The organism is Hymenobacter piscis (assembly GCF_018760735.1).
Lineage (GTDB): Bacteria > Bacteroidota > Bacteroidia > Cytophagales > Hymenobacteraceae > Hymenobacter > Hymenobacter piscis.
In genome coordinates this window covers 1-20765 of the sequence record NZ_JAHHZN010000018.1, presented here as the reverse complement: position 1 = coordinate 20765, position 20765 = coordinate 1, and the positions used below count along the sequence as shown (strand labels likewise).

Below are 20765 nucleotides of genomic sequence, written 5' to 3'. Positions count from 1 at the left end.
ACAACGAATACCCTGCCGGTTTTGTTGAGCGCTCACTTAAACTTTCCTTCGATGAATTGCACTTTTTTCTCGTCCGGTGGCTTAGTAAGCTGATTCAACTACCCGTAGCTTTGCCGGTATGTCCCAACTGTCTTCTTCTGCCTTCGCCCGTGTCCTACGCCGCTCTGTTTTGGCCCTTACCTGCTGCGCAGGTTTAAGTATGGGGGCCCAGGCCCAACAGTCCACCATCATCCGGCTGGCTCCCGAGGATCAGGAACGGGGCCTGAACGGCATGCAGAAAAACTTCTTTTTCACCACCGAAACAGGTACCAGCAATCCGGAGTATCGCAATGCCGGCTTCTTCGGCCAACGGTTGCGGCCCTACCTGGCGGGTAATCAGGAGGCCCTGGCTAACCTCAACGACTACCGCCGGCAGAAGTGGCTGTTCCTGGCCGAGCGTCTGACCTTCGTGGGCGCTGTGGGTCTGTATGGTCAGCAGGTTTTGGCGCTGGATGAAAAGCAGCAATACTTTAACAATACTCAGAAAGCAGCCATTGGGGTAGCCGCCTTCAGTTTGCTGAGCAACATCTTTATCTCGCGTAACACCAACTCCCACTTCCAGCGGGCCGTGGAAGCGCATAATGCCGGCCTGCCCGCCGCTCGTACGGGCGTACTGTATCAATTGCGCCCCAGCACGGTGGGACTGGCGGCTAGTGCCACGGGGCGCCCTTTGCTGGCGCTGAGTTGGAACCTGCGCTAGGCCACTCGTAGTTTATACGTCGTTGCGGCGGCGCTTTCAGCGAACTTTCCTCCGGGAAGGTAGCTGAAAGCGCCGCCGCCGCCGTTTTTTTGTTCTGTGGCGGTTTCGCTCCGAAGTCTGATTTTCGGCATTTTGCCGGATTCCTGCTTAGGTTTGATCACGCCTTCCGTCCCGGCCGGGACTGGGCCTGCGTCCGGACCCGGCCCGTTTTTCGTAGTTTTCCGCATGGAATACCCGCTGCCCACGGCGGCCCGGCAATACGTTGCCGAGCACCTGCACGACGACCCCGCCCAACTCGCCCTGCAAGCCCGCCGCTACCCCGGCCTGCCCGTGCCCGACCTGGTCCGGCAGATTCAGGCCCGCCAGAAAGCCCGCACCAAAATCCCGACCTGGGCCGCTAACCCCGACCTGGTTTTTCCGCCCACGCTCTCGGTAGAGCAAGCTTCCTCCGACCGTACGGCGGCTTTCAAGGCCTCCCTGGTGCAGGGCCAGCGCTTGGCCGACCTCACGGGCGGCTTCGGCGTGGATGCCGCCCACTTTGCCGCTACCGTAACAGAAGTGCAGTACGTGGAGCGCAACGCGGCCCTGGCCGATGTAGTGCGGTTCAACCTGGCCCAGCTGGGCATCGAAAACGTGCAGTGCCACACCGGCGACGCCGTGCAGTTTCTGCGCAGCACCCCCGATACGTTCGACTGGATTTACCTCGACCCCGCCCGGCGCGACACGGCGGCCAAGAAAATTTTCCGCCTTCAGGATTGTGAGCCCGACGTGCTGCGCCTGCTGCCCCTGCTGCTGCACAAGGGCCGGAGTGTACTGCTCAAAACCTCCCCTATGCTCGATATTGAACAGGCCATTCAGGAGCTGCGCCAGGTGCGGCGACTGTGGGTGGTGGCTGTGGACAACGAATGCAAGGAAGTGCTCTACGAGCTGGGCCCCGAGCCGGCCATCGACCCGGAGCGCTACACCGTGAACCTGCGCCGCGACGGCACCCAGCAGGAGTTCCGGCTGAACCGGGCCCGTGAAGGCCGGGCCGTGGCCCGTTACGCCGAGCCCCAGCAGTTCCTCTATGAACCCAACGTGGCCGTGCTCAAGGCGGGCGGCTTCAAGAGCGTAGGCACGGCGTTCGAGCTGCTCAAGCTGCACCAGCACAGTCACCTCTATACCTCCGACACCCTGCGCCCCGATTTTCCGGGCCGCACCTTCCGCATCCGGGCGGTGGAGAAGTACGATGGTCCGGCCCTGCGTGCCCACCTCGGCCCCGAAGTCCGGGCGCACGTGACCACCCGCAACTTCCCCGATACGGTAGCCGAATTCCGCCACCGCACCGGCATCCGCGAAGGCGGCGAGCTGTACATCTTCGCCACCACCAACCTCGAAGGCAAGCTCATGGCGCTGGTATGCGAGAAGCTGGATCACAGATGATGCAGGTAAAAGGGATGTCGCAGATGCAGTCAAGCCGGTTACAATCTGCGACCTCCCATCATCTGCCTCATCTGTGATTAACCAGGAAGCGCCAGGGCAGATTGGCGGCTTCGGGGCCGGCGTAGTCGAGGCCGATGCGGGGTCCGGCCAGAATGTGCTCATCAGGGATGATGACACCAGGGTCTTCGAGCCAGAGCAGGTCGCCTTGCAGGTCGGTGCCGGAGAGGGCGCGCGTGAGGCCCAGGGCCTGGGTGAGCATGGCCGGGCCGGCCGTGAGCTTGTGCGGGTCTTTCACCGTCCGGCCGCGCCGTTGCTCCATAACCTCCAGGCCCACCAGCGGCTCAATGGCGCGCAGCAGCACGGTGTCGGTTTTGTCGGCGGCGTTGGTGACGATGTTGAACAGGGTGTGCTGGCGGTACACGGTGTAGAGGTAGGCCCGGCCGCCGGGCTCACGCAGGGCCTGGCCGTGGCGGCCGCGCCGCTTCAGGTGGAGCTGCATGGAGTCGTCGCCGCGGTGGGAATAGGCTTCGGTTTCGATGATGCGCCCACCCGTCAGCTGGCCATCGACCCGCGAGAATACGTGCTTGCCCAGCAGTTCCCGGGCAATCTGTACAGGGTCGGGGCGGCGGTAAAACTCGGCGGGAAGCTTCATTGGTGGTGAGGTGGTGAAGTGGAAGTACGGGAACCGCGGGCAAAAGGAACGTCATTCCGAGCGGAGCCGAGGAATCTCGCGTGCTGACGTTGAGTTACCATTCCAACATCAGCACGCGAGATTCCTCGGCTCCGCTCGGAATGACGTTCTCTTGTGCTACTGTCTTGCCTTCTTGGTCCGTCACTTCCTCACCCCATAACCCCATCGCCTCCTCACTACCTCACCCCTCGCCTACTTCCCAACTTCTTGCCCTATCTTTGCGGCTGTAAAGGTGGCCGGACCCCGATTGGGGGGCGAGGCTGAAAAGGGAATCCGGTTGAAATCCGGAGCTGTCCCCGCAACTGTACGCTTCAGGAGTTGGCGCGTCATCACCAGCCACTGTTTCCGTTTGGTTCTTTCTTTCCCCAGAAAGGGCTGCCGAAATGGGAAGGCGACGCACCCGGAGCAAGCCAGGAGACCTGCCTTTGCGTTTCCCCATGTTCAGCGCCTTCGGAGGAAAGGCGGAGAATGAATGCAGGTACGGCTCTGCGGAGCCGTGAAGTACCCTTCTGTTTTCAAGCTCGGCTTTGGTGGATCATCGTGCTTCGGCGCGGGCATCCGGCAGGGTTTTGAACTGAATTTTTCGATTGCGAAAATTTGGTTCGGAAGATGCGTTTCTCTTGCTTCCGGCGGCCCGGCCGTCGGGGAATACTGGTTGGCACCGGGCTGCTGGCTGGCCTGGCCGGCCCGGCTCTGGCCCAGCAGCAGATGCCCGCCGATACGCTGGCTGGCCAGCACCTGCCCGCCGTGCGCGTGGCCGGGGTGCGGGCCGAGCGGTTCAGCGTGGGCAGCCGCCGCCTCACCCTTGATTCGCTGGCCCTCAGCAACTACCGCTCCGGCACGCTCACCGACCTGCTCAGCGCCCGCACGGCCCTCTACCTCAAGAATTACGGCCCCGGCCAGCTGGCTTCCATCGCGCTGCGGGGCACGTCGGCCCGGCACACGGCCGTGCTCTGGAACGGCGTCAACATCAACCTGCCTTCCCTGGGCGAGGCCGATTTCTCTCTGCTGCCGGTAAGCGGCACGACGGCCGTAACCGTGCAGCCGGGCCCGGCGGCGGCCACCTACGGCAACGGCGCGGTGGGCGGCACGGTCCTGCTCTCGTCGGGGGCGGCGGCAGCTACCTGGGGCCGGGGCTGGCAGGGCACCGCCCAGACCGATTACGGCAGCTTCGGACTGCGGGCGGGTTTGCTGACGGTTGGCTTCAGCAACCAGAACGTAGCGGTGCGCACCAGCGCCGGCTACCGCCAGGCCGACAACGACTTCCCCTACTACCGGCGCGAGGCCGGGGGACGGGTGCAGCACCGCCAGGAAAACGCCGCCCTCCGCCAGGCCAGCTTCACCCAGGACGTGACCCTGCGCCTGGGCCAGCGCAGCGAGGTGGCCGCCGCCATCTGGCTCACCGATGCCGACCGCCAGATTCAGCCCGGTCTTGGCACCAACAACACCCACGCCCGGGAGCGTGACCAAAGCCGCCGTCTGCTGGCCAGCTACCGCCGCGTGAGTCTGCGCCACGAGTGGACGGCCCGGGCGGCCTGGTTCGAGGACGTTATCAACTACCGCGACGACCTCAACGGCCTGAGCGAATCCACGGTCCGGACTACCCAGGCCCAGGCGGAGCACACGTGGCAGCTGGCGCCCAACGCCTCGGCCCGGCTGGGGGCCGAAGCCCAGCACTTCGCGGCGCAAGTAGACGGCTACGGCGCCGCCCCGCGCACCGAAAACCGCTACTCCGGCTTCCTGCTGCTACGCTACGACCCGCGCCCGCGCCTGCAACTCTCCCTCAACCTGCGCCAGGCGGTGCTGCCGGGCCGGCGCCCCCCGCTCACGCCCACCCTGGGGGCCGAGTGGCTGGCCCTGCAACGCGGCCCCCAGGCCCTGAGCCTGAAGGCCAGCGCCTCGCGGAGCTACCGCGCCCCCACCCTCAACGAGCGGTACTGGCGGCCCGGCGGCAACCCCGACCTGCTGCCCGAAGAAAGCATCGGCTACGAAGGCGGCCTGGTGCACACATTCACCAGTCAGCCCAATCACGTGCTGCTGCAAACCGAGCTGACGGCTTACCGCCAGCTGGTGGACAACTGGGTGCAGTGGACGCCGGGGGCTTCGTACTGGTCGCCGCGCAATTTGCGGCAGGTGCGGGCCCAGGGCCTGGAAGCCAGCAGCACCCTCACCTGGCAGGCGGGCGCGTACCACCTCACGGCCCGGGGTGCCTACGCCTACACCCAGTCGCGCAAAACGCGGGGCACGGCCGCCGATACCGACCCGGTAGGCCGGCAGCTGCCCTTCGTGCCCCTGCATTCGGCGGCCTTCAGCACCGACCACGCCTGGCGCGGCTGGCAGCTGGGCACCACCCTCACCTTCACCGGCCACCGCTACACCGATGCTTCGGCCACCGATTTTCTGCCCCAGTACCTGCTGCTGAACGCTTCGGTGGGCCACACGCTGGCCGTGGGGCCGGGCTGGCGGCTGCTGGTACTGGCCCAGGGCTACAATCTCACCAACAAAGAGTACCAGAGCTACCAGAACCGCGCCCTGCCCCTGCGCCATGGCAGCCTGAGCCTGCGCGTGCTCTGGCATTAATTCGTCACCTTCTTTTCCTAAACCCTTTACGCACGATGAAACCATTTTCCGCTTTCACCAGCGCCTACGGCCGCCTGCTGCTGGGCAGCGCCGCCGCTTTCGCCCTGCTGGCCTGCGACCCCGACAACGACCCCGAACCGGTTACCCTTACCACCAACAGCGTATTTGTGGTGAACGAAGGAAACTTCCTGCGCTCCAACGCCGACATCAGTCAATTCAGCAAGTCCTCCGGCACGGTTACCAGCAAAGCCCTGTTCAACTCGGCTAACGGCCGCAGTCTCGGCGACGTAGCCCAGAGCATGGCCATCCGCGACTCGCTGGGCTATATCGTGGTCAACAACAGCAACAAGCTGGAGGTGGTATCCCTGGCGAAGTTCCGCTCGAAGGCGACCATCAGCGGCCTGAAACTGCCCCGCTATTTTGTGGCAGCTTCGTCGGATAAGGGCTACGTAACCGAGACCGTAACGTATGACGGCAGCAACGGCCAGGTTTCCGTGATCAACCTGAAGACCAACACCCTCATCAAAACCATTGCCGTGGGCGTGCAGCCCGAACGCCTGGCCGTATCGGGCTCCCGGCTCTACGTGACTAACAGCGGCGGCAACACCGTCACGGTTATCAACACCGCCACGGATGCCGTGGAAGGCACCATTCCGGTGGGCGACTCGCCCAACAGCGTGCAGGTAGACCAAGCCGGCAACGTGTGGGTGCTGAGCGGGGGAAATGTAGCGTATAACGCCGATTACTCGGTGGATTACAGTCGTACCACCAAAGGCAGCCTGTCGATGATTGTGCCCGGCCAGCTTACGGCCGCCACCCGGGAACTGGATTCCAACCGCAGCGCCCCCGACCGCCTGACCATCAACGGCAGCCGCAATCAGCTTTACTACACGTACCAGGGCGGCGTGTACACGCTGGCCATTACCGATGCAGCCCTGCCCGCCACGCCCCTCATCCGCCGCCGGTTTTACGGCCTGGGCGTCGATCCGCAGGACGGAACCATTTACGGCGGTATCGGCTCGTTCACGGCCGCCGACAAGGTGATTCGCTACCGGAGCACCGGCGCCCCCCTCGACTCGTTTACGGTCGGCATCGGGCCCAACGGCTTCGTATTCTACTAACCCGCTGCTGCCTACGCCTGAGTCTTCCTGAAGCTATGAAACTAGACCGGCCCGCTTCCCTACGATAGGGAGACGGGCCGGTTTAGTTGGAGGCAAGCCGGTTAGTCAGCAATGCCGTCGTGGTTACGGTCTTTGGCACTGCCGGATTTTTCGTACTGCTGGCGGCCGGTGGTGCGGTTGCTGTCGGCCTGCAAGCCGGCCGTAGCCGAATCGGCTCCGGGGTTACTGGGGCGGAGCGCGGCAGGGTCGAGGCTTTTGTCGGCCCCGCGCTCTACGTTGGTGGCTCCGGTGTCAGTACCAGTGTTGCAGGCTGCGAGCAGGCCGGTGAGCAGCAGGGCCGCGAGAGAAAAGCGGAGTGGGGAGAGAATTCTTTTCATGACAGATACCTAAACGAACAGGGAAGACAGCGAAACGTACTTATTGGCTCTACGGCTGGCCGCGCGGCTGGTTTTTGCGTATACCCTTCGCAATGCCTCCGAACAGGCCATTGCCGCGCCTTATTGCGGTTGTGTTTGCTTGTTTACATCACAATTCTGTACTTAGCTTTTCCCGCTGCCCGCTGCCCGGCACCGAGTCAGACCCCCGGCTTATCTTTGCTGACCCCGTACGCGCTGCTATGAACCAACCGTCCACCCAGCCTGTTCGTTACCAACCGCTGCTGCGGCGCGTGGCGCTACTGGCGGGAATCAGCTTTCTGCTGGCCCTGCTGCTTACTGCTTATCTGTTCGACACCCAGGATCAGTTCTTTAGCCGGTTGTTCGGTGCTTTTTTCGTATTTTTCTGGCTACTGGCCGTTACGTTCCTCGGAGCGGTGCCCTTCGTTACCTGGGCAGCGACCCATTGGTTCGGAGCATCCTGGTCTGATGCGGCAGCGGCTCCCACCCGGCGCAAGCGTCCGCTTCCGGTTCCCCCTGTACCCCGTAAACCCGCGCGTGCTACTGCGCGGCTGAACCCAACTCAACACCCGTGAAAACTACGCTCCTCCACATCAAAAACATGGTTTGCCCACGCTGCATTGATGCCGTGCGCAACCTCCTCGAACAGGCCGGCTACACCCCCACCAACGTGCAGTTGGGGCAGGCCCAGCTCGACGACGAGACGCCCGTTGACCCCGCCGCCGTGGCGCCCCTGCTGCGTGAAGCCGGCTTCGACGTGGTAATGGGCCGGGCCGATCAGCTCACGGAGCAAATCAAAACGGCGCTGGTCGAATATCTGGAGCACCTGCGCACGGCGCGCATGCCCCTGACCACTTCGGCCTTCCTCACCGACCGGTTCGCGGCCACTTACTCGCACCTGAGCAAGGTGTTTTCGCGCACGGCCAACCTCACCATCGAGAAATACCTGATTCGCCTCAAGATTGAGCGCGTAAAGGAAATGCTCAGCTACAATGAAATGACGCTGAGCGAAATTGCCGAGAAGATGCGCTACAGCTCCGGCCAGCACCTGAGCAACCAATTCCGCCAGGTAACCGGCCGCTCGGTAAGCGAATTCCGCCGCGACCTGATGCCCCGCCGCCTGTCCCTCGACCACTTGGCCTAACCGGTCTGGAAAGATTCAGAAGCGTACAAGCCGAAGCCGCTCCATCACCCACAAGGGCTGGTTGAGCGGCTTCGGCTTGTATGCTTTCCGGCCGGCCCGGGCAACTCGTGTTCTGCTACGCACCACCTGATATTGCACGTAGCCGGCCCGTTTTGCGTATAACTCCGCGGCCTCCATCGGAGTCTTACTACTGACCATTTCCCCTTACCCCTGATGCACGCATTTACTCCGCTGGCCGTGCTGGCCGCCACGCTGCTCACTTTGCCGGTACTGGCCCAGCAGCCCGCCACCCCGCACGCCGGCCATACCATGCCTGCTCAGAGTCCGGCCCCGGCTGATACTACCCGCCAGCCACTGCCGGGCATGCACCACGCCGGTCACCAGATGGGCAGCATGGCCGGCATGGAGCACGGCTCGACGGATGCAGGAATGGACGACATAAGCCACGCCTACTCGCGGAATCTGCCCATGAGCCGTAACGGCTCGGGCACGGCCTGGAATCCCGATAACATGCCCATGTACATGTGGATGCACCACAAAGGGCAGTGGATGATTATGAACCACGGCGCCATCACGCCCCGCTACACCCGCCAGAATCTGGGTCGCAATGATGGGCAGCGCGGGGGCAGCACCTTCGACGCGCCCAACTGGTTTATGACCATGGCCCAGCGCCCGGTGGGCGAGAAAGGCCTGCTCAACCTCACGGCCATGATTTCGCTCGACCCGCTCACGGAGGGCGGCAACGGCTACCCGCTGCTGTTCCAGAGCGGGGAGGCGTATAAGGGAGAGCCGCTGGTGGACCGCCAGCATCCCCACGACCTGTTTTCTTCGCTCAGCATCGGCTACACGCACGCGTTTTCCCAGGATGTAGACCTGAGTGTGTACAGTGGGCTACCCCGGCGAGCCGGCCATCGGGCTGGTGACCTTTATGCACCGGATTTCGGCCCTGCCCAACCCTGATGCCGCCCTGGGCCACCACTGGCAGGATGCCACCCACATCACCTTCGGGGTGGCCACCGTGGGACTGCGCTACAAGCAGTTCAAGCTGGAAGGCTCCAACTTTACCGGCCGGGAGCCCGACGAGCACCGCTACGGCTTCGACCGGCCCCGGGCCGACTCCTGGGCGGGCCGCCTGAACTGGAACCCCACCCCCGCCCTGGCCTTGCAGGTCAGCCGGGCCTTCATCAAGAGCCCCGAGCAGCTGCACGCCGATGAGGATGTGAAACGCACCACGGCCTCCGTTATCCAGAGCAACCAGTGGGGCGAGGGGCGCTATATCACCTCGGCCCTGGTCTGGGGCATGAACCAGCACGTGGAAGACGGCCACACCGACGCCGCCTCTCACTCCGTGCTGGCCGAAACCAACGTGCAGCTGGGCAAGCCCGCCGTGTACGGGCGCTACGAATTCGTGCAGAAATCCGACGAGGAGCTACAGTTGCCGTCCCGCGACTTCCCACCCTACCACCAGGACTTCAACGTCCACGCCCTCACGCTGGGGGCGAATTACCGCGTGGCTCAGGTAGCCAATACTGATTTCACCCTCGGTGCCCAGGCCACCGTGTACCGCCCCGAAGCAGGACTGAAGTACCTGTATGGCTCCACGCCCGTTTCGGCCCAGGTGTATCTGCGCCTGAACCCTTCGATGATGAAGATGGGCAAGATGAGGATGTAGGGCTAGCCCGTCACTTCCGCCATATCCAGCGTTTCGCTGGCCTGCAGGGCGTGAATCTGTAATCCGGCCACATCCTGCGTCAGCGTGGCCAGTTGCGCGGGGGTGCCGGTGAGGGAGGGATACGTACCGTAATGAAAAGGCACCACATGGCGCACGCCCAGCAAACGGATGGCGTGGGCGGCTTCCAGCGGGCCCATGGTGTACCGGTCGCCGATGGGCAGCACGGCCAGCGTGGGGCAGTACAGGGTCCCGATGAGCTGCATGTCGCCGAACACGGACGTGTCACCGGCGAAGTAGATGGTGGCCCCGTCGGAGCAGCGCAGCACAAACCCCACGGCCTGGTGGGGCAGGTCGATGCGCCCGTCGGGCCACTGCACGTGCGAGACGTGGAAGGCGTTGACCATCGTGACGCTGACGGCACCGTTCAGCACCGCCGTAGTGCCACCCAGGTTCATAGGCTCAAATAGTGCCTCGGGCACCTGCTGGGCCAGCAGAAACCAGCGCACTATATTATTGACCACCAGCACCGGCCGGGTTTCGGCCACGATGGCCGGCAGCTGCGGGTCGCAGTGGTCTTCGTGACCGTGGGTGATGAGCATCAGGTCGATGCGGGGCTGGCTCCGGTGTTCGGCCGGAATGAAGGGATTATCGCGCAGCCAGGGGTCAATGAGAATAACGTGCCCCTCGGGCGTGGTCACCTTGAAGGTGGCGTGGCCCAGCAGCTGCAGGCGGGTACGGGCGGGGGTGGTCATGGGGCGAAAGATACGCGGCGGAACGCAACCGGGGCGGCGCATCGTTGGGGCTTGCCGTATCTTTGCGGCTCGCCCGTTGTTGTAGTACCGTGTCCGTTTCGCCCCGCATCCTGCTCATCACCCCGCCGCTCACGCAGCTCAACACCCCCTACCCGGCCACGGCCTACCTGAAGGGGTTCCTGGGCGCGCGCGGCTACCACATCCGGCAGGCCGACCTGGGCCTGGAACTGGTGCTGAAGCTGTTCTCGAAGGCTGGCCTGACGCGGGTCTTCGCCGAAATTGAGGCCGGCGCGTTCGAGCTCAGCGACAATGCCCGCCGGATGCTGCGCCTGCGCACCAGCTACCTGAGCACGGTGGAGCCGGTCGTCCGGTTTCTGCAGAACAAGGACAGCACCCTCGCGCCCCGCATCTGCCACAGCCGGTTTTTGCCCGAAGCCAGCCGCTTCGACAACGTGGCCGACCTGGAAACCGCCTTCGGCACCATGGGCCTCACCGACCAGGCCCGCCACCTGGCCACGCTCTACCTCGAAGACCTGGGCGACCTGATCAAGGAAACCGTGGGCCCCCAGTTCGGCTTTTCGCGCTACGCCGAGAAGCTGGCCATGTCGGCCACCACCTTCGACCCGCTGCACGAGGCCCTGCAGGCCCCGCCCAACCTGCTGGACCGGATGCTGCTGGAGCTGTTCGACGAGCTGCTCGACCGCACCCAGCCCGACATTGTGGGCTTCACGGTGCCCTTCCCCGGTAACCTCTACGGCGCCCTGCGCCTGGCCGCCCGCGTCAAGCAGACCCGCCCCGGTACCCTTACCAGCATGGGCGGCGGCTACCCCAACACGGAGCTGCGCCAGATCCGGGAGCCCCGCTTCTTCGATTACATCGACTTCCTGACCCTCGACGACGGCGAAGGCCCCTGGCTGCGGCTGTTGGAGGCGCTGAGTTGCCAGTTGCCAGTTGTTAGCTGTCAGGCTGTTGCCAATGGTCAAACCCATCAGCCAGGCCAACTCGAGAACGAACTGACAACTGACAACTGGCAACTGACAACTGACACACTCCAACGCACTTTCCTGCGCAACGCGGCGGGCGAGGTGGAGTACGTTAACCACCCGGGGCCGGATATTCCGCACCCGGAGGTGGGCACGCCGGATTATTCCGATTTGCCGCTGACGGAGTACCTGTCGGTGATTGAGGTGCTCAACCCCATGCACCGGCTCTGGAGCGACGGGCGCTGGAACAAGCTCACCATTGCCCACGGCTGCTACTGGAAGCGCTGCTCCTTCTGCGACGTGACGCTGGACTATATCGGCCGCTACGAAACGGCCCCGGCTACGCTGCTGGTGGACCGCATCGAGCAAATTGTGGCCCAGACCGGGCAGACCGGCTTCCACTTCGTGGACGAGGCTGCCCCGCCCCTGGCCCTGCGCGACCTGGCCGTGGAGCTGCTGAAACGGCGCGTGAACATCACGTGGTGGGGCAACATCCGCTTCGAGAAAACCTTCTCGCCCGATTTGTGTCGCCTGCTGGCCGCCGCGGGCTGCATTGCCGTGAGCGGGGGCCTGGAGGTGGCTTCCGACCGCCTGCTGGCCCTCATGGAAAAGGGCGTGACCATTGCCCAGGTGGCCCGCGTGACGGACGGCTTCACCCGGGCCGGCATCATGGTGCACGCCTACCTGATGTATGGCTTCCCCACCGAAACGGCCCAGGAAACCGTGGATTCGCTGGAAGTGGTGCGCCAGCTGTTCCAGGCGGGCATCGTGCAGAGCGGCTACTGGCACCGCTTCTCGATGACGGCCCACTCCCCGGTGGGCAAGAATCCGGCGAAGTATAAAGTGGCCGCCATTGGTCCCGAGCCCGGCCCCTTCGCCTGGAACGACCTCTGGCACGAGGACCCCACCGGCACCGACCACGAGGCCTTCGGCCCGGGTCTGGCCAAGGCCCTCTACAACTATCTGCACGGCGTAGCCCTGCAGGAGCCGCTGAGCTTCTGGTTTGATTTCCGGGTGCCCAAAACCACCGTACCCCGCCAGCTCATCCAGAAAGCCCTCCAGGAGCCCGGCAAGCCCGATTTCGCAAAACAGAACCTGCGCCTGTTCTGGCTGGGCAACGCCCCCGAGCTGCTTCCCCTCGATACGCGGCCCGGGGCCCGGGCCACGCTGGTATTCTACGAGCAGGCCGAGGACTTCGAGCTCAAAACCACGCCCGCCATCGGCCAGTGGCTCCTGGAGCTGCTCACCTGCCTCAGCACCGACTACGACACCAAACTGCTGCTCAAGGAAGCTGCCGCCACCTTCCCCGCCGGCGGCCTGAGCTTCGAGCAGTTCCTCCAGTCGCCGGCCTGGGAGCTGCTGCGGGAAAAGGGGCTGCTGGTGCTGTAAGAATTAATACTGTCATCCTGCGCTTGCGACGGACCTTGTACCATCAGCAGTGAATGCGGTACAAGGTCCTTCGCAAGCGCAGGATGACAAGAGTCTACATTCCCTACCGTTCCTTGAGCCAGTCTACCAGCCCGGTCCAGTACTCGGGAGCGGGCTGGGGCCACTGCCACTGGCCATCGGGGCCGGTGCGGGCGGGCTTGAGGAAACCGGCCGTTACCTGCGGAATCACGCGGATCTGGGTGCCGCGGCGGTAGCCCAGGGCCGGGCGCAGGCGGCGGGCACTGGCGGTGGCCGGCGCGGTAGTATCGAGGCCGGCGTAGTAGGCCAGGGCCGGAATGCGGAGCTGGTTCAGCACCTGATAGGGCTGCGCCTGCTCGCGGGTAGCGGCGGGCACGGCCTCCAGCACCACAAAATCGGGGCGGGGCAACCGGCCCGCAGCGGCCGCCACCTGCCGGGCGGTGGCCCCACTTCCCCAGTAGCCCACCCGCCCCGAATCAACGGCCGCCTGCCGCCGCAAACCCGCCAGCGCGGCCACCGGCACTTGCAGAGCAACCGAATCAGGCCCCTCGGCAGCTAACGGCGCGGGAGCCGCAACCGGCACCAGCAACGTCACGATGCCGTGGCGGGCCAGGTAGGTGGCGCGGCTGGCGGCGGCGGCCGTGGCGGCCGGTGGCATCAGCAGGGCCAGGGCCGGGTGGCGGGCCAGCGTGTCGTCGGGCAGCAGCAGACGCAGGCGTTGGGTGCCCACGGCCAGCGTGGTTTCGCGGTAGCCCGACGCGGCCGCCTCGCCCCGGCGCACCCACACGAAATCAGCCTGCACGCTGTCCCAGTGCATCACGCCCCGCAGGAAGTCGCCCTCCCGCACGGCCTGAATGGTGAGGCTGGCCGCCTGGCCGGGCTGCTGCTCCAGCAGTAGCTGAGGGGCGCGGTAGCGGGCGGTCAGGGCGTCGAACTCCAGGCCCGGCACCTGAGGAAAGCTGACGGATGCCGAGAGCTGACCGGGCCGGGTTTCGCGCAGTTCCAGCGCCACCCGCAGCTCCGTGCCCTGGTAGCTGACGGGCCCCTCGTAGTGGCCCGTGGGCGGCGGCACGGCCCGGTTGGCCTCCGAGCTGGCGTTGTCGGAACAGGCGCTCAGCAGCAGCCCCGCGGCCAGGAGCGTACTCCGGCAGGCAAAACCAACGAACTGGAAGCAAATCAGGCGCACTATCGGAAGGGGAAGTGAAGGGGCCGCAAAGGTAACGGACTGAAACAGAACGGGGGTTGGCGGGTGAAAGAACGGCTGGCTGCCGCAACGCGACCTTTCGCGGCGCGTCGATGCTGACGTTGTGCAGACGACGGTGTCCCGGTCGTTCAACAACGAGACGCGCAGGGTCGCGTCTCTACTGCCTCACTCGTCACCCTGGTTTTTACCCGCTGCTTACAGCCCCTTGCGTAGGATAAGGTCAGTTTGCACGTCGGTGCCGATGGTGAACGTATGCTCCCCGATGGGCCGGAAGCCGAAACGCTGGTAGAACACCCGGGCCCGCTCGTTCTTTTCCCAGACCCCCAGCACCACGGCCCGGCACTTCTGCTGGCGGGCTTCCTCCACGGCCCGGCGCATGAGGGCCGCGCCCAGGCCGGTGCCAATCCAGTCTTCGGCCACGTAGAGCCGCTCGATCTCCAGCCGGTCTTCGGGGGTTTTATCCGGGTCGAGGCCCAGGGTGGAGCGGATTTTCAGCTTGGCATAGCCGACTACCTCCTGCACCATCTGGGCCAGCAGAAACACGGTGTTCGGGTCCTGAAGCTCGGCCAGCTGCAGCTTGGGGCCGAAGGTAGCGGCTTCGTAGGCGGCCATGTCCTCGGGCCGGTTCTGGGCCGCGTAGGTATCGTGGAACATGCGCTGGCCCATTTCCGCCAATTGGGCGGCCGTGGCGGGTGTGCGTTTGGCAACGGTGATGCGGAGGGGAGACGTCATAGCAACAGAGCGGTCCTGAGTATGCGAACCGCTGCAAAGGTAGGCAGGGAATCCGGGGGCGGCCGCTCTGTCGGCCAGGGCCGCCGGCGCGACCCTGGCCGACAGAGCGGCCGCCCAGGGCTAATCCACCGTGTCGTTGCCGCGCCGCTCGCGCCAGCCGTAGCGCAGCATCATCACGGCGGCGACCAGCATTATCAGGCGCACCACCAGGGCCGTGGAGCTCAGGGCGGCGTTACCCAGGCGCTGGTATTCGGCGTACATCACCCAAAGCTGCAAGCCCACGCCCAGCAGCAGCAGAAATCCGGCCGTCAGAAACAGCCAGGCCACGAGGCGACGGGTAGCGGGAGGAAGGGGCCAGGGCATAGCGGGGCAGAGAAAAAAAGGGAAAAGACTGGAACACCGGGGAACGTAGCCGCCTAAAATACGCCGCCCGCCGCCAAAGCGCCAAAACGGGCCGGTGGGCCAGCCAATCCGGGGCCGGAGCGCCACCGCCGCTGCCTCCGATACGCAGCTTGGTTGGATTTTGATTTTAGCGGTGTACTTTTGCCTGCACCAACCCCCGCGAGAGTAGCTCAGTTGGTAGAGCATCAGCTTCCCAAGCTGAGGGTCGCGAGTTCGAACCTCGTTTCTCGCTCAGCAGAAATCAGCCACTTGCCTTCCGGGGCGAGTGGCTTTTTTATTGACGGTTTACTTGTCGGATTACGCGGGATTTACTTATCTATACCAGCCTTCTACCGCATAATCAGTCGCCATATTACAAAGCAATGTCAATTCGCCTGATGCTAGCTGCCTTGCTCTTGCTATCTGGTGCCTGTCAGTCGCCCTCGTTTCGCCAGTGCCCCAACCTGCACACCGACCCGACCAAGCAGCTCTATAACGATATCGTAACCGAGCTGATTGAACGGCGCTTCTACAACGCGTATCTACCCGATAAGGAGCAGGAGGAACTCAATAAGCATTTTGCGCAGATAGACCATGCGGGTAGTTCTGGTCCCAAGGATTCCGCGTGGCACCACGCCCAGAACGCCCGTCTCCAGAACCAGTTATTCCGGGATTCTGCCCGTTTCCAGACCTTCTATCTGGATACAATGCCCAAGCGGAACACGATGCGGCTGGCCGAGTTACCGGACTCCTTTTCCACACTGGAGGCCAGTTACGATGTTGCGTCTCTGCTGACAAGTTTCGCGCCTCACCAGCCCCAGGCGACGCTCGATAGGCTGAATCGCGTTCAGACGGACATGCGGGCGGAAGAATTCCAACTCTGCACCGCCCGTTTGCAGCCGCTGCAAGATGGGCAGAAGTGGTGGACTACGGGAGCGGGAATAATTAGCCTATCAGAGGTCGTTTTCAATGCCGATCAAGACCAAGCCCTCCTGAGTTACGGCTGGCAATGCGGGGGCCGTTGCGGTTTTGGGGAGGTATTGCTGGTAGAGAAAACCAACGGCCGGTGGCACATCCGGCAGGCCCAGCGAACCTGGATTTCCTGATTTCCCCACCGGCACTACACCCTCACCCATCCAGCCGCCGCTGCAGCTCCGCCAGAAACAGGCCCGCGTGGTAACCGTCGGCCAGGCCATGGTGGACGTTGAGGGACACCGACATGAGCTGGCGGTTACCCTCGGAGCGCAGGCGGCCGACCGATATTTTGGGGATGCTGTCGGGGTGGGAGAAGCTGCGGGCGTGGGTGAGGCCGGTGAAGGCCACCCAGGGCATGGCCGAGAAGTGGATAACGTCGGGCCGGGCTGTTTTGGGACCCAGGCACAGGCCGGTGCTCTGCTGCACGCACTCGATTTCGGCAGCCAGGCCGGTGCCGAATTCGGCCAGATCCGGGGCGTAGGGCACAAAGCCGAAGCCGAACGTATGGTCGGGCCGGGCCAGGGTGGGCGAGGCGTGAATCCGGTCGTAGCAGTCTATCTGACCGTCGTCGGCGATGCGGTAGCGCAGGTTTTCCACTTCCTGCACGGCGGCCAGCGTGGCGTGCAGGTAGAGCTGGAAGAACGAGACGCCCAGCTCCCGGTGGCGGGCGTGGGCCCGGGTGGCGTCCACGTCGGCCACCACGCCGAAAAAGGGTTCTTCAAACTGCGAAAAGAAAGCAAAATGCTCCCGCCGGTTCCAGGCGGCCAGGTCAAGGCGGTGTTTCATGGGGCGCAAGTTCGGTAACTTCGCGCCATTGTTTGCCTGCTTTGCTCTGCCGCCATGCCCGCGCCCCGCCTCCTTGCCTTCGATGCCGACGATACGCTCTGGCCCAACCAACCCCACTTCGACGTGGCCGAAGCCCGCCTCTACGAGCTGCTGGCCCACTACGGCACGCCGGCCGAGTTCAGCGAGGAGTTTCTGCGGGTGCAGCGCCAGAACATGTCCTTGTTCGGCTACGGGGCCAAGTCGTTTATGCTCTCGATGATCGAAACCGTGCTGGAGCTCACCAACGGCGGCGCGCGGGGCGAGGAAATCCAGCACGTGCTCGACCACGGCAAGCGCCTGCTCGACTACCCCATCGACCTGCTGCCCCACGTGCCCGAGGCCCTGGCCGCCGTGAAAGCCCGCGGCCTGCCCCTGATGCTGCTCACCAAGGGCGACCTGTTCGATCAGGAAAGCAAGCTGGCCCGCTCCGGCCTCGGCGACCTGTTCGACCACGTGGAAATCGTGAGTGAGAAGAACGAAGCCACCTACCAGCGCATCCTCCGTCGGCACGGCGTGCGCCCCGCGGAGTTCGTGATGGTGGGCAACTCGCTCAAGTCGGACGTGCTGCCGGTGGCCCGCCTGGGCGGCCGGGCCGCCTACGTGCCCTACCACACCACCTGGGTGATGGAGCGCGTTTCGGAAGCCGACCTGGCCGGCGCCACCTTCCACGAGCTGGCCTCCCTGGCCGAACTGCCGGCCTGGCTGCAGGCGCTGAGATAGGCTAGCGGGCTTTGCGCAGTAGGTACACCACGCCCCCTTCAGCCCCGAAGCTGCTCATCTGCACCACTTCCCACCCATCCGCGGCCGCCGCGTTCAGGCTCTGCGTCACTTTATCGGTGAGGGCTTTGGTGTGGTCAGTGGTCAGACGGGCGAATTCCTCCAGATTCTGCCGCCGCTCCAGCTGCTCTTGCTCTTCACGTTTGCGTTCCTGCTCCGCATATTGCTTCCGCTGGGCCGGGGTCATTTTGGTCAGGTCAATCACCGTAAGGGCAACCCTCTCACCAGAGGCAGTATCGGTATCGGCCTGTAGCTGCGTGGTTGCGGATGGCCCTTCCATCCGGGCTGTTATCAGCTTCATATAGGCCGTAGGGCTGGCCAGCGCAATGTCCGTTTGCCCGCGCAGGGCCGGGCTGAAATGGCCCACGGGACCGGCCATGGTTTTGCTTCCGTAGTAGAAGAGCTGCATGTACTGATACGCGACTTTACTCTGGGCTACGGCCGCGTGCGTGCCTACAACCAACAGGCAGAGCAGCAGGATACGGGTTACTTTTTGATACATGATACACGTGATGTGGTGAAGTAGCGGGACAAACCTAGCCGATTTACTGAAAGGCGCATAAAAAACAGCTGCCCGCAACCAGATAGCCCAGTGTGGGCACTCCGGTTACGGGCAGCCGATAGGATGACTGCGAGATGCTAAGGGCGCTAATCCCGCTTCGTTTTGAGCACCTGTTTGAGGGCTGCCAGCTCGTCGCGGAGCTTGGCGGCGGTCAGGAAGTCGAGGTCTTTGGCGGCGGCTTCCATCTTCTTCTCGGTCTGCTTGATGAGCTTTTCGAGGTCCACTTTGTTCATCGTGGACACTACCGGCTCGGCGGCAATGGCCAGGGCCACGTCGGCGTCGGCGTAGGCAATGCCTTCCTGGATGCGGTAATCCGAGAGGGACGTTTGCTCCATGATGGCCTCGCGGGACTTGCGCACGGTGCGGGGCGTGATGCCGTGCTCCTGGTTGTAGGCCAGCTGGGTGGCGCGGCGGCGGTTGGTTTCGTCGATGGCCCGCTGCATCGAGCCCGTCATGCGGTCGGCGTACATAATCACCTTGCCCCGGTCGTTGCGGGCGGCCCGGCCCATGGTCTGAATCAGGCTGCGCTGGTCGCGCAGGAAGCCTTCCTTGTCGGCGTCGAGAATGGCTACCAGGCTTACTTCCGGCAAATCGAGGCCTTCGCGGAGCAGATTTACGCCGATGAGCACGTCGATTTCGCCCAGGCGCAACTGGCGCAGAATTTCCACCCGGTCGAGGGTTTTCACGTCGGAGTGCACATAGCTGCTCTTAATGCCCAGGCGCTCCATGTACTTCTGCAGCTCCTCAGCCATGCGCTTGGTAAGGGTGGTTACCAGTACCCGGTCGCCCATTTTCACGCGGTTGTCCACTTCGTCGAGCAGGTCGTCGATCTGGTTGGTGCTGGGGCGCAGGTCGATTTCGGGGTCGAGCAGGCCGGTGGGGCGGATGATCTGCTCCACGATGATACCGTTGGATTGGGTCAGCTCGTAGTCGGCGGGCGTGGCGCTCACGAACACGGCCTGCTGGTACATGCTCTCGAACTCGTTGAAGGTGAGCGGGCGGTTATCGAAGGCCGAGGGCAGACGGAAGCCGTACTCGATGAGGGCCGTTTTGCGGCTCCGGTCGCCGCCCCACATGGCCCGGATCTGGGGCATGGTGGCGTGACTTTCGTCTACCACCAGCAGGTAGTCGCTGGGAAAGTAATCGAGCAGGCAGAACGGGCGGCTGCCGGGCTCGCGGCCGTCGAAGTAGCGCGAATAGTTCTCGATGCCCGAGCAATAGCCCAGCTCCCGGATCATCTCCAGGTCGAACTCGGTGCGCTCCATGATGCGCTTGGCCTCCGAGTCGCGGCCTTCCTTTTCGAAGTAGGCGTGCTGCTGCACCAGGTCGAACTGGATTTCCTTGATGGCCTGGTTGAGCGTGTCCTTGCCGGTCACGAACAGGTTGGCCGGGTACAGGGTCACCGATTTTTCGTCGGCCAGCTTCTTGCCGCTCTGGGGGTCGATGCGGTGGATGGCTTCGATTTCGTCGCCGAAGAAGAACAGGCGGTAGGCGTAGTCGGCGTAGGCCGGGAAGATGTCCACCGTGTCGCCCTTCACCCGGAACGTGCCGCGGGTAAACTCCATCTCGGTGCGCGAATACAGGATCTGCACGAACTGGTAGAGCAGGTTGTTGCGCGAGTACCGCAGGCCGGGGGCCATGTAAATCACGTTTTTGCTGAACTCCTCGGGGTTGCCGATACCGTAGATGCACGACACCGAGGCCACCACAATCACGTCGCGGCGGCCACTCAGCAGCGTGGACGTGCAGTGCAGGCGCAGCTTCTCAATTTCCTGGTTGATGGCCAGGTCCTTCTCGATAAACACATCGGAGGAGGCAATGTAGGCCTCGGGCTGGTAGTAGTCGTAGTAGCTGATGTAGTACTCGACGGCGTTGTTGGGGAAGAACTGCTTGAACTCGCCGTAGAGCTGGGCGGCCAGGGTTTTGTTGTGGCAGAGCACCAGGGCCGGCCGGCCGGTTTCGGCAATAACGTTGGCCATGGTGAAGGTCTTGCCCGTGCCGGTGGCCCCGAGCAGCACCTGGGCCGGCTCGCCGTTGTTGACGCCCTCCACGAGCTGCTTGATGGCCTGGGGCTGGTCGCCGGTGGGCTGGAATTCCGAGGTAAGCTGGTAGTTCATGCGGGGAAGATAGGTAGCCTCTGGTAACCGGTTTCGGGGGCTGTTGGTTCGGGCGCTTCGGGATATTGTTTTACCGGCGCAAACAGGTTTTCCGCAGCAGTAGACCGTGATTTACGGCGGGCTGTTCAGAAAAGCGAAAAGCCCGCCCCCAGTGAAAGAAGCTTGTCCTTACCCAAAACTCAGAAAGCGCTGACCAGTGGGTCAGCGCTTTTTTTGTGGCCGGTGGGTAGCTTGCGGGCATGAGCATTTCTACCGGTTTTGGCGAGGCGCAGGTGTGGGCGCAGAC

21 protein-coding genes, 1 tRNA gene and 1 riboswitch are annotated in these 20765 nt (G+C 63.9%); of the genes, 12 read left to right on the top strand and 10 right to left on the bottom strand.

The window, feature by feature from the left end:
- The first annotated feature begins 169 nt into the window (after positions 1 to 169).
- Together KLP40_RS16285 and KLP40_RS16280 are read left to right on the top strand one after the other, a co-directional pair.
- Positions 170 to 739, top strand: a complete 570-nt coding sequence (locus KLP40_RS16285) for a hypothetical protein (RefSeq protein ID WP_215594903.1) — start codon at positions 170 to 172, stop codon at positions 737 to 739.
- Positions 740 to 964: 225 nt separating this feature from the next.
- Positions 965 to 2161: a THUMP-like domain-containing protein gene (locus KLP40_RS16280; protein WP_215594902.1), complete on the top strand. Its 1197-nt coding sequence runs from the start codon at positions 965 to 967 to the stop codon at positions 2159 to 2161.
- 67 nt (positions 2162 to 2228) lie between these two features.
- On the opposite strand, the gene KLP40_RS16275 is transcribed toward KLP40_RS16280, so the two are convergent.
- On the bottom strand, positions 2229 to 2813 hold the full coding sequence (locus KLP40_RS16275) for a DNA-3-methyladenine glycosylase (protein WP_215594901.1): 585 nt from the start codon (positions 2811 to 2813) through the stop codon (positions 2229 to 2231).
- A gap of 252 nt (positions 2814 to 3065) precedes the next feature.
- Positions 3066 to 3293: riboswitch (cobalamin riboswitch) on the top strand.
- A gap of 168 nt (positions 3294 to 3461) precedes the next feature.
- Between KLP40_RS16275 and KLP40_RS16270 the strand changes: the two genes are divergently transcribed.
- Positions 3462 to 5432 (top strand): TonB-dependent receptor plug domain-containing protein, encoded by a 1971-nt coding sequence (locus tag KLP40_RS16270; RefSeq protein ID WP_215594900.1) that lies wholly within the window; start codon positions 3462 to 3464, stop codon positions 5430 to 5432.
- A 35-nt stretch (positions 5433 to 5467) separates the two neighbouring features.
- Positions 5468 to 6553, top strand: coding sequence for a YncE family protein (locus KLP40_RS16265; protein WP_215594899.1), 1086 nt, complete (start codon positions 5468 to 5470; stop codon positions 6551 to 6553).
- A gap of 101 nt (positions 6554 to 6654) precedes the next feature.
- On the opposite strand, the gene KLP40_RS16260 is transcribed toward KLP40_RS16265, so the two are convergent.
- Positions 6655 to 6930, bottom strand: a complete 276-nt coding sequence (locus KLP40_RS16260) for a hypothetical protein (RefSeq protein WP_215594898.1) — start codon at positions 6928 to 6930, stop codon at positions 6655 to 6657.
- 239 nt (positions 6931 to 7169) lie between these two features.
- On the opposite strand from KLP40_RS16260, the gene KLP40_RS16255 reads away from it, so the two are divergent.
- The 4 genes from KLP40_RS16255 to KLP40_RS21265 all read left to right on the top strand — a co-directional run bounded on the left by KLP40_RS16255 (position 7170) and on the right by KLP40_RS21265 (position 9764).
- Entirely contained in the window at positions 7170 to 7523 is a 354-nt protein-coding gene (locus tag KLP40_RS16255) for a hypothetical protein (RefSeq protein WP_215594897.1), read from the top strand.
- On the top strand, positions 7520 to 8092 hold the full coding sequence (locus tag KLP40_RS21560) for an AraC family transcriptional regulator (RefSeq protein WP_215594896.1): 573 nt from the start codon (positions 7520 to 7522) through the stop codon (positions 8090 to 8092). Before KLP40_RS16255 ends, KLP40_RS21560 begins: the two co-directional genes overlap by 4 nt.
- Before the next feature lie 213 nt (positions 8093 to 8305).
- Entirely contained in the window at positions 8306 to 9052 is a 747-nt protein-coding gene (locus KLP40_RS21270; RefSeq protein WP_246558935.1) for a hypothetical protein, read from the top strand.
- Positions 8979 to 9764 (top strand): hypothetical protein, encoded by a 786-nt coding sequence (locus KLP40_RS21265; protein WP_246558934.1) that lies wholly within the window; start codon positions 8979 to 8981, stop codon positions 9762 to 9764. Before KLP40_RS21270 ends, KLP40_RS21265 begins: the two co-directional genes overlap by 74 nt.
- A 2-nt stretch (positions 9765 to 9766) precedes the next feature.
- Here the strand turns inward: KLP40_RS21265 and KLP40_RS16240 are convergent, their stop codons facing one another.
- Positions 9767 to 10516, bottom strand: a complete 750-nt coding sequence (locus KLP40_RS16240) for a metal-dependent hydrolase (protein ID WP_215594895.1) — start codon at positions 10514 to 10516, stop codon at positions 9767 to 9769.
- Between the two features lie 89 nt (positions 10517 to 10605).
- On the opposite strand from KLP40_RS16240, the gene KLP40_RS16235 reads away from it, so the two are divergent.
- Positions 10606 to 12888 carry a B12-binding domain-containing radical SAM protein gene (locus KLP40_RS16235; protein WP_317196784.1) on the top strand — a complete coding sequence of 761 codons (2283 nt, stop codon included), beginning with the start codon at positions 10606 to 10608 and terminating at the stop codon, positions 12886 to 12888.
- Between the two features lie 103 nt (positions 12889 to 12991).
- Here the strand turns inward: KLP40_RS16235 and KLP40_RS16230 are convergent, their stop codons facing one another.
- From KLP40_RS16230 to KLP40_RS16220, 3 genes are all read right to left on the bottom strand, one after another.
- Complete coding sequence (locus KLP40_RS16230) at positions 12992 to 14092, bottom strand: hypothetical protein (RefSeq protein ID WP_215594893.1); 1101 nt, start codon at positions 14090 to 14092, stop codon at positions 12992 to 12994.
- Positions 14093 to 14305: 213 nt separating this feature from the next.
- On the bottom strand, positions 14306 to 14842 hold the full coding sequence (locus KLP40_RS16225; protein WP_215594892.1) for a GNAT family N-acetyltransferase: 537 nt from the start codon (positions 14840 to 14842) through the stop codon (positions 14306 to 14308).
- 120 nt (positions 14843 to 14962) lie between these two features.
- Positions 14963 to 15205, bottom strand: coding sequence for a hypothetical protein (locus tag KLP40_RS16220; protein WP_215594891.1), 243 nt, complete (start codon positions 15203 to 15205; stop codon positions 14963 to 14965).
- A 198-nt stretch (positions 15206 to 15403) separates the two neighbouring features.
- On the opposite strand from KLP40_RS16220, the gene KLP40_RS16215 reads away from it, so the two are divergent.
- A tRNA-Gly gene (locus KLP40_RS16215) sits at positions 15404 to 15476 on the top strand.
- Positions 15477 to 15606: 130 nt separating this feature from the next.
- A complete protein-coding gene (locus KLP40_RS16210; protein WP_215594890.1) occupies positions 15607 to 16329 on the top strand; it encodes a hypothetical protein in 723 nt (240 codons plus the stop codon).
- A 22-nt stretch (positions 16330 to 16351) separates the two neighbouring features.
- Here KLP40_RS16210 and KLP40_RS16205 read toward each other — a convergent pair whose 3' ends face one another.
- Entirely contained in the window at positions 16352 to 16984 is a 633-nt protein-coding gene (locus tag KLP40_RS16205; protein ID WP_215594889.1) for a chloramphenicol acetyltransferase, read from the bottom strand.
- Positions 16985 to 17038: 54 nt separating this feature from the next.
- Between KLP40_RS16205 and KLP40_RS16200 the strand changes: the two genes are divergently transcribed.
- Positions 17039 to 17743 carry an HAD family hydrolase gene (locus KLP40_RS16200; protein ID WP_215594888.1) on the top strand — a complete coding sequence of 235 codons (705 nt, stop codon included), beginning with the start codon at positions 17039 to 17041 and terminating at the stop codon, positions 17741 to 17743.
- 1 nt (position 17744) lies between these two features.
- Here the strand turns inward: KLP40_RS16200 and KLP40_RS16195 are convergent, their stop codons facing one another.
- From KLP40_RS16195 to KLP40_RS16185, 3 genes are all read right to left on the bottom strand, one after another.
- The gene (locus tag KLP40_RS16195) at positions 17745 to 18302 is read right to left on the bottom strand and encodes a hypothetical protein (RefSeq protein WP_215594887.1); all 558 of its coding nucleotides are present in this window, start codon (positions 18300 to 18302) and stop codon (positions 17745 to 17747) included.
- A 146-nt stretch (positions 18303 to 18448) separates the two neighbouring features.
- On the bottom strand, positions 18449 to 20479 hold the full coding sequence (gene uvrB / locus KLP40_RS16190; RefSeq protein ID WP_215594886.1) for an excinuclease ABC subunit UvrB: 2031 nt from the start codon (positions 20477 to 20479) through the stop codon (positions 18449 to 18451).
- A 70-nt stretch (positions 20480 to 20549) separates the two neighbouring features.
- The coding region (locus KLP40_RS16185; protein WP_215594885.1) for a hypothetical protein at positions 20550 to 20765 on the bottom strand (216 nt) is incomplete at its 5' end.

Coding starts and splice junctions, on each gene's coding strand:
- KLP40_RS16280 (WP_215594902.1), top strand. CDS start 965: ATGGAATACCCGCTGCCCACGGCGGCCCGGCAATACGTTGCCGAGCAC.
- KLP40_RS16275 (WP_215594901.1), bottom strand. CDS start 2,813: ATGAAGCTTCCCGCCGAGTTTTACCGCCGCCCCGACCCTGTACAGATT.
- KLP40_RS16270 (WP_215594900.1), top strand. CDS start 3,462: ATGCGTTTCTCTTGCTTCCGGCGGCCCGGCCGTCGGGGAATACTGGTT.
- KLP40_RS16265 (WP_215594899.1), top strand. CDS start 5,468: ATGAAACCATTTTCCGCTTTCACCAGCGCCTACGGCCGCCTGCTGCTG.
- KLP40_RS16260 (WP_215594898.1), bottom strand. CDS start 6,930: ATGAAAAGAATTCTCTCCCCACTCCGCTTTTCTCTCGCGGCCCTGCTG.
- KLP40_RS16255 (WP_215594897.1), top strand. CDS start 7,170: ATGAACCAACCGTCCACCCAGCCTGTTCGTTACCAACCGCTGCTGCGG.
- KLP40_RS21270 (WP_246558935.1), top strand. CDS start 8,306: ATGCACGCATTTACTCCGCTGGCCGTGCTGGCCGCCACGCTGCTCACT.
- KLP40_RS16240 (WP_215594895.1), bottom strand. CDS start 10,516: ATGACCACCCCCGCCCGTACCCGCCTGCAGCTGCTGGGCCACGCCACC.
- KLP40_RS16225 (WP_215594892.1), bottom strand. CDS start 14,842: ATGACGTCTCCCCTCCGCATCACCGTTGCCAAACGCACACCCGCCACG.
- KLP40_RS16220 (WP_215594891.1), bottom strand. CDS start 15,205: ATGCCCTGGCCCCTTCCTCCCGCTACCCGTCGCCTCGTGGCCTGGCTG.
- KLP40_RS16210 (WP_215594890.1), top strand. CDS start 15,607: ATGTCAATTCGCCTGATGCTAGCTGCCTTGCTCTTGCTATCTGGTGCC.
- KLP40_RS16205 (WP_215594889.1), bottom strand. CDS start 16,984: ATGAAACACCGCCTTGACCTGGCCGCCTGGAACCGGCGGGAGCATTTT.
- KLP40_RS16200 (WP_215594888.1), top strand. CDS start 17,039: ATGCCCGCGCCCCGCCTCCTTGCCTTCGATGCCGACGATACGCTCTGG.
- KLP40_RS16195 (WP_215594887.1), bottom strand. CDS start 18,302: ATGTATCAAAAAGTAACCCGTATCCTGCTGCTCTGCCTGTTGGTTGTA.
- uvrB (WP_215594886.1), bottom strand. CDS start 20,479: ATGAACTACCAGCTTACCTCGGAATTCCAGCCCACCGGCGACCAGCCC.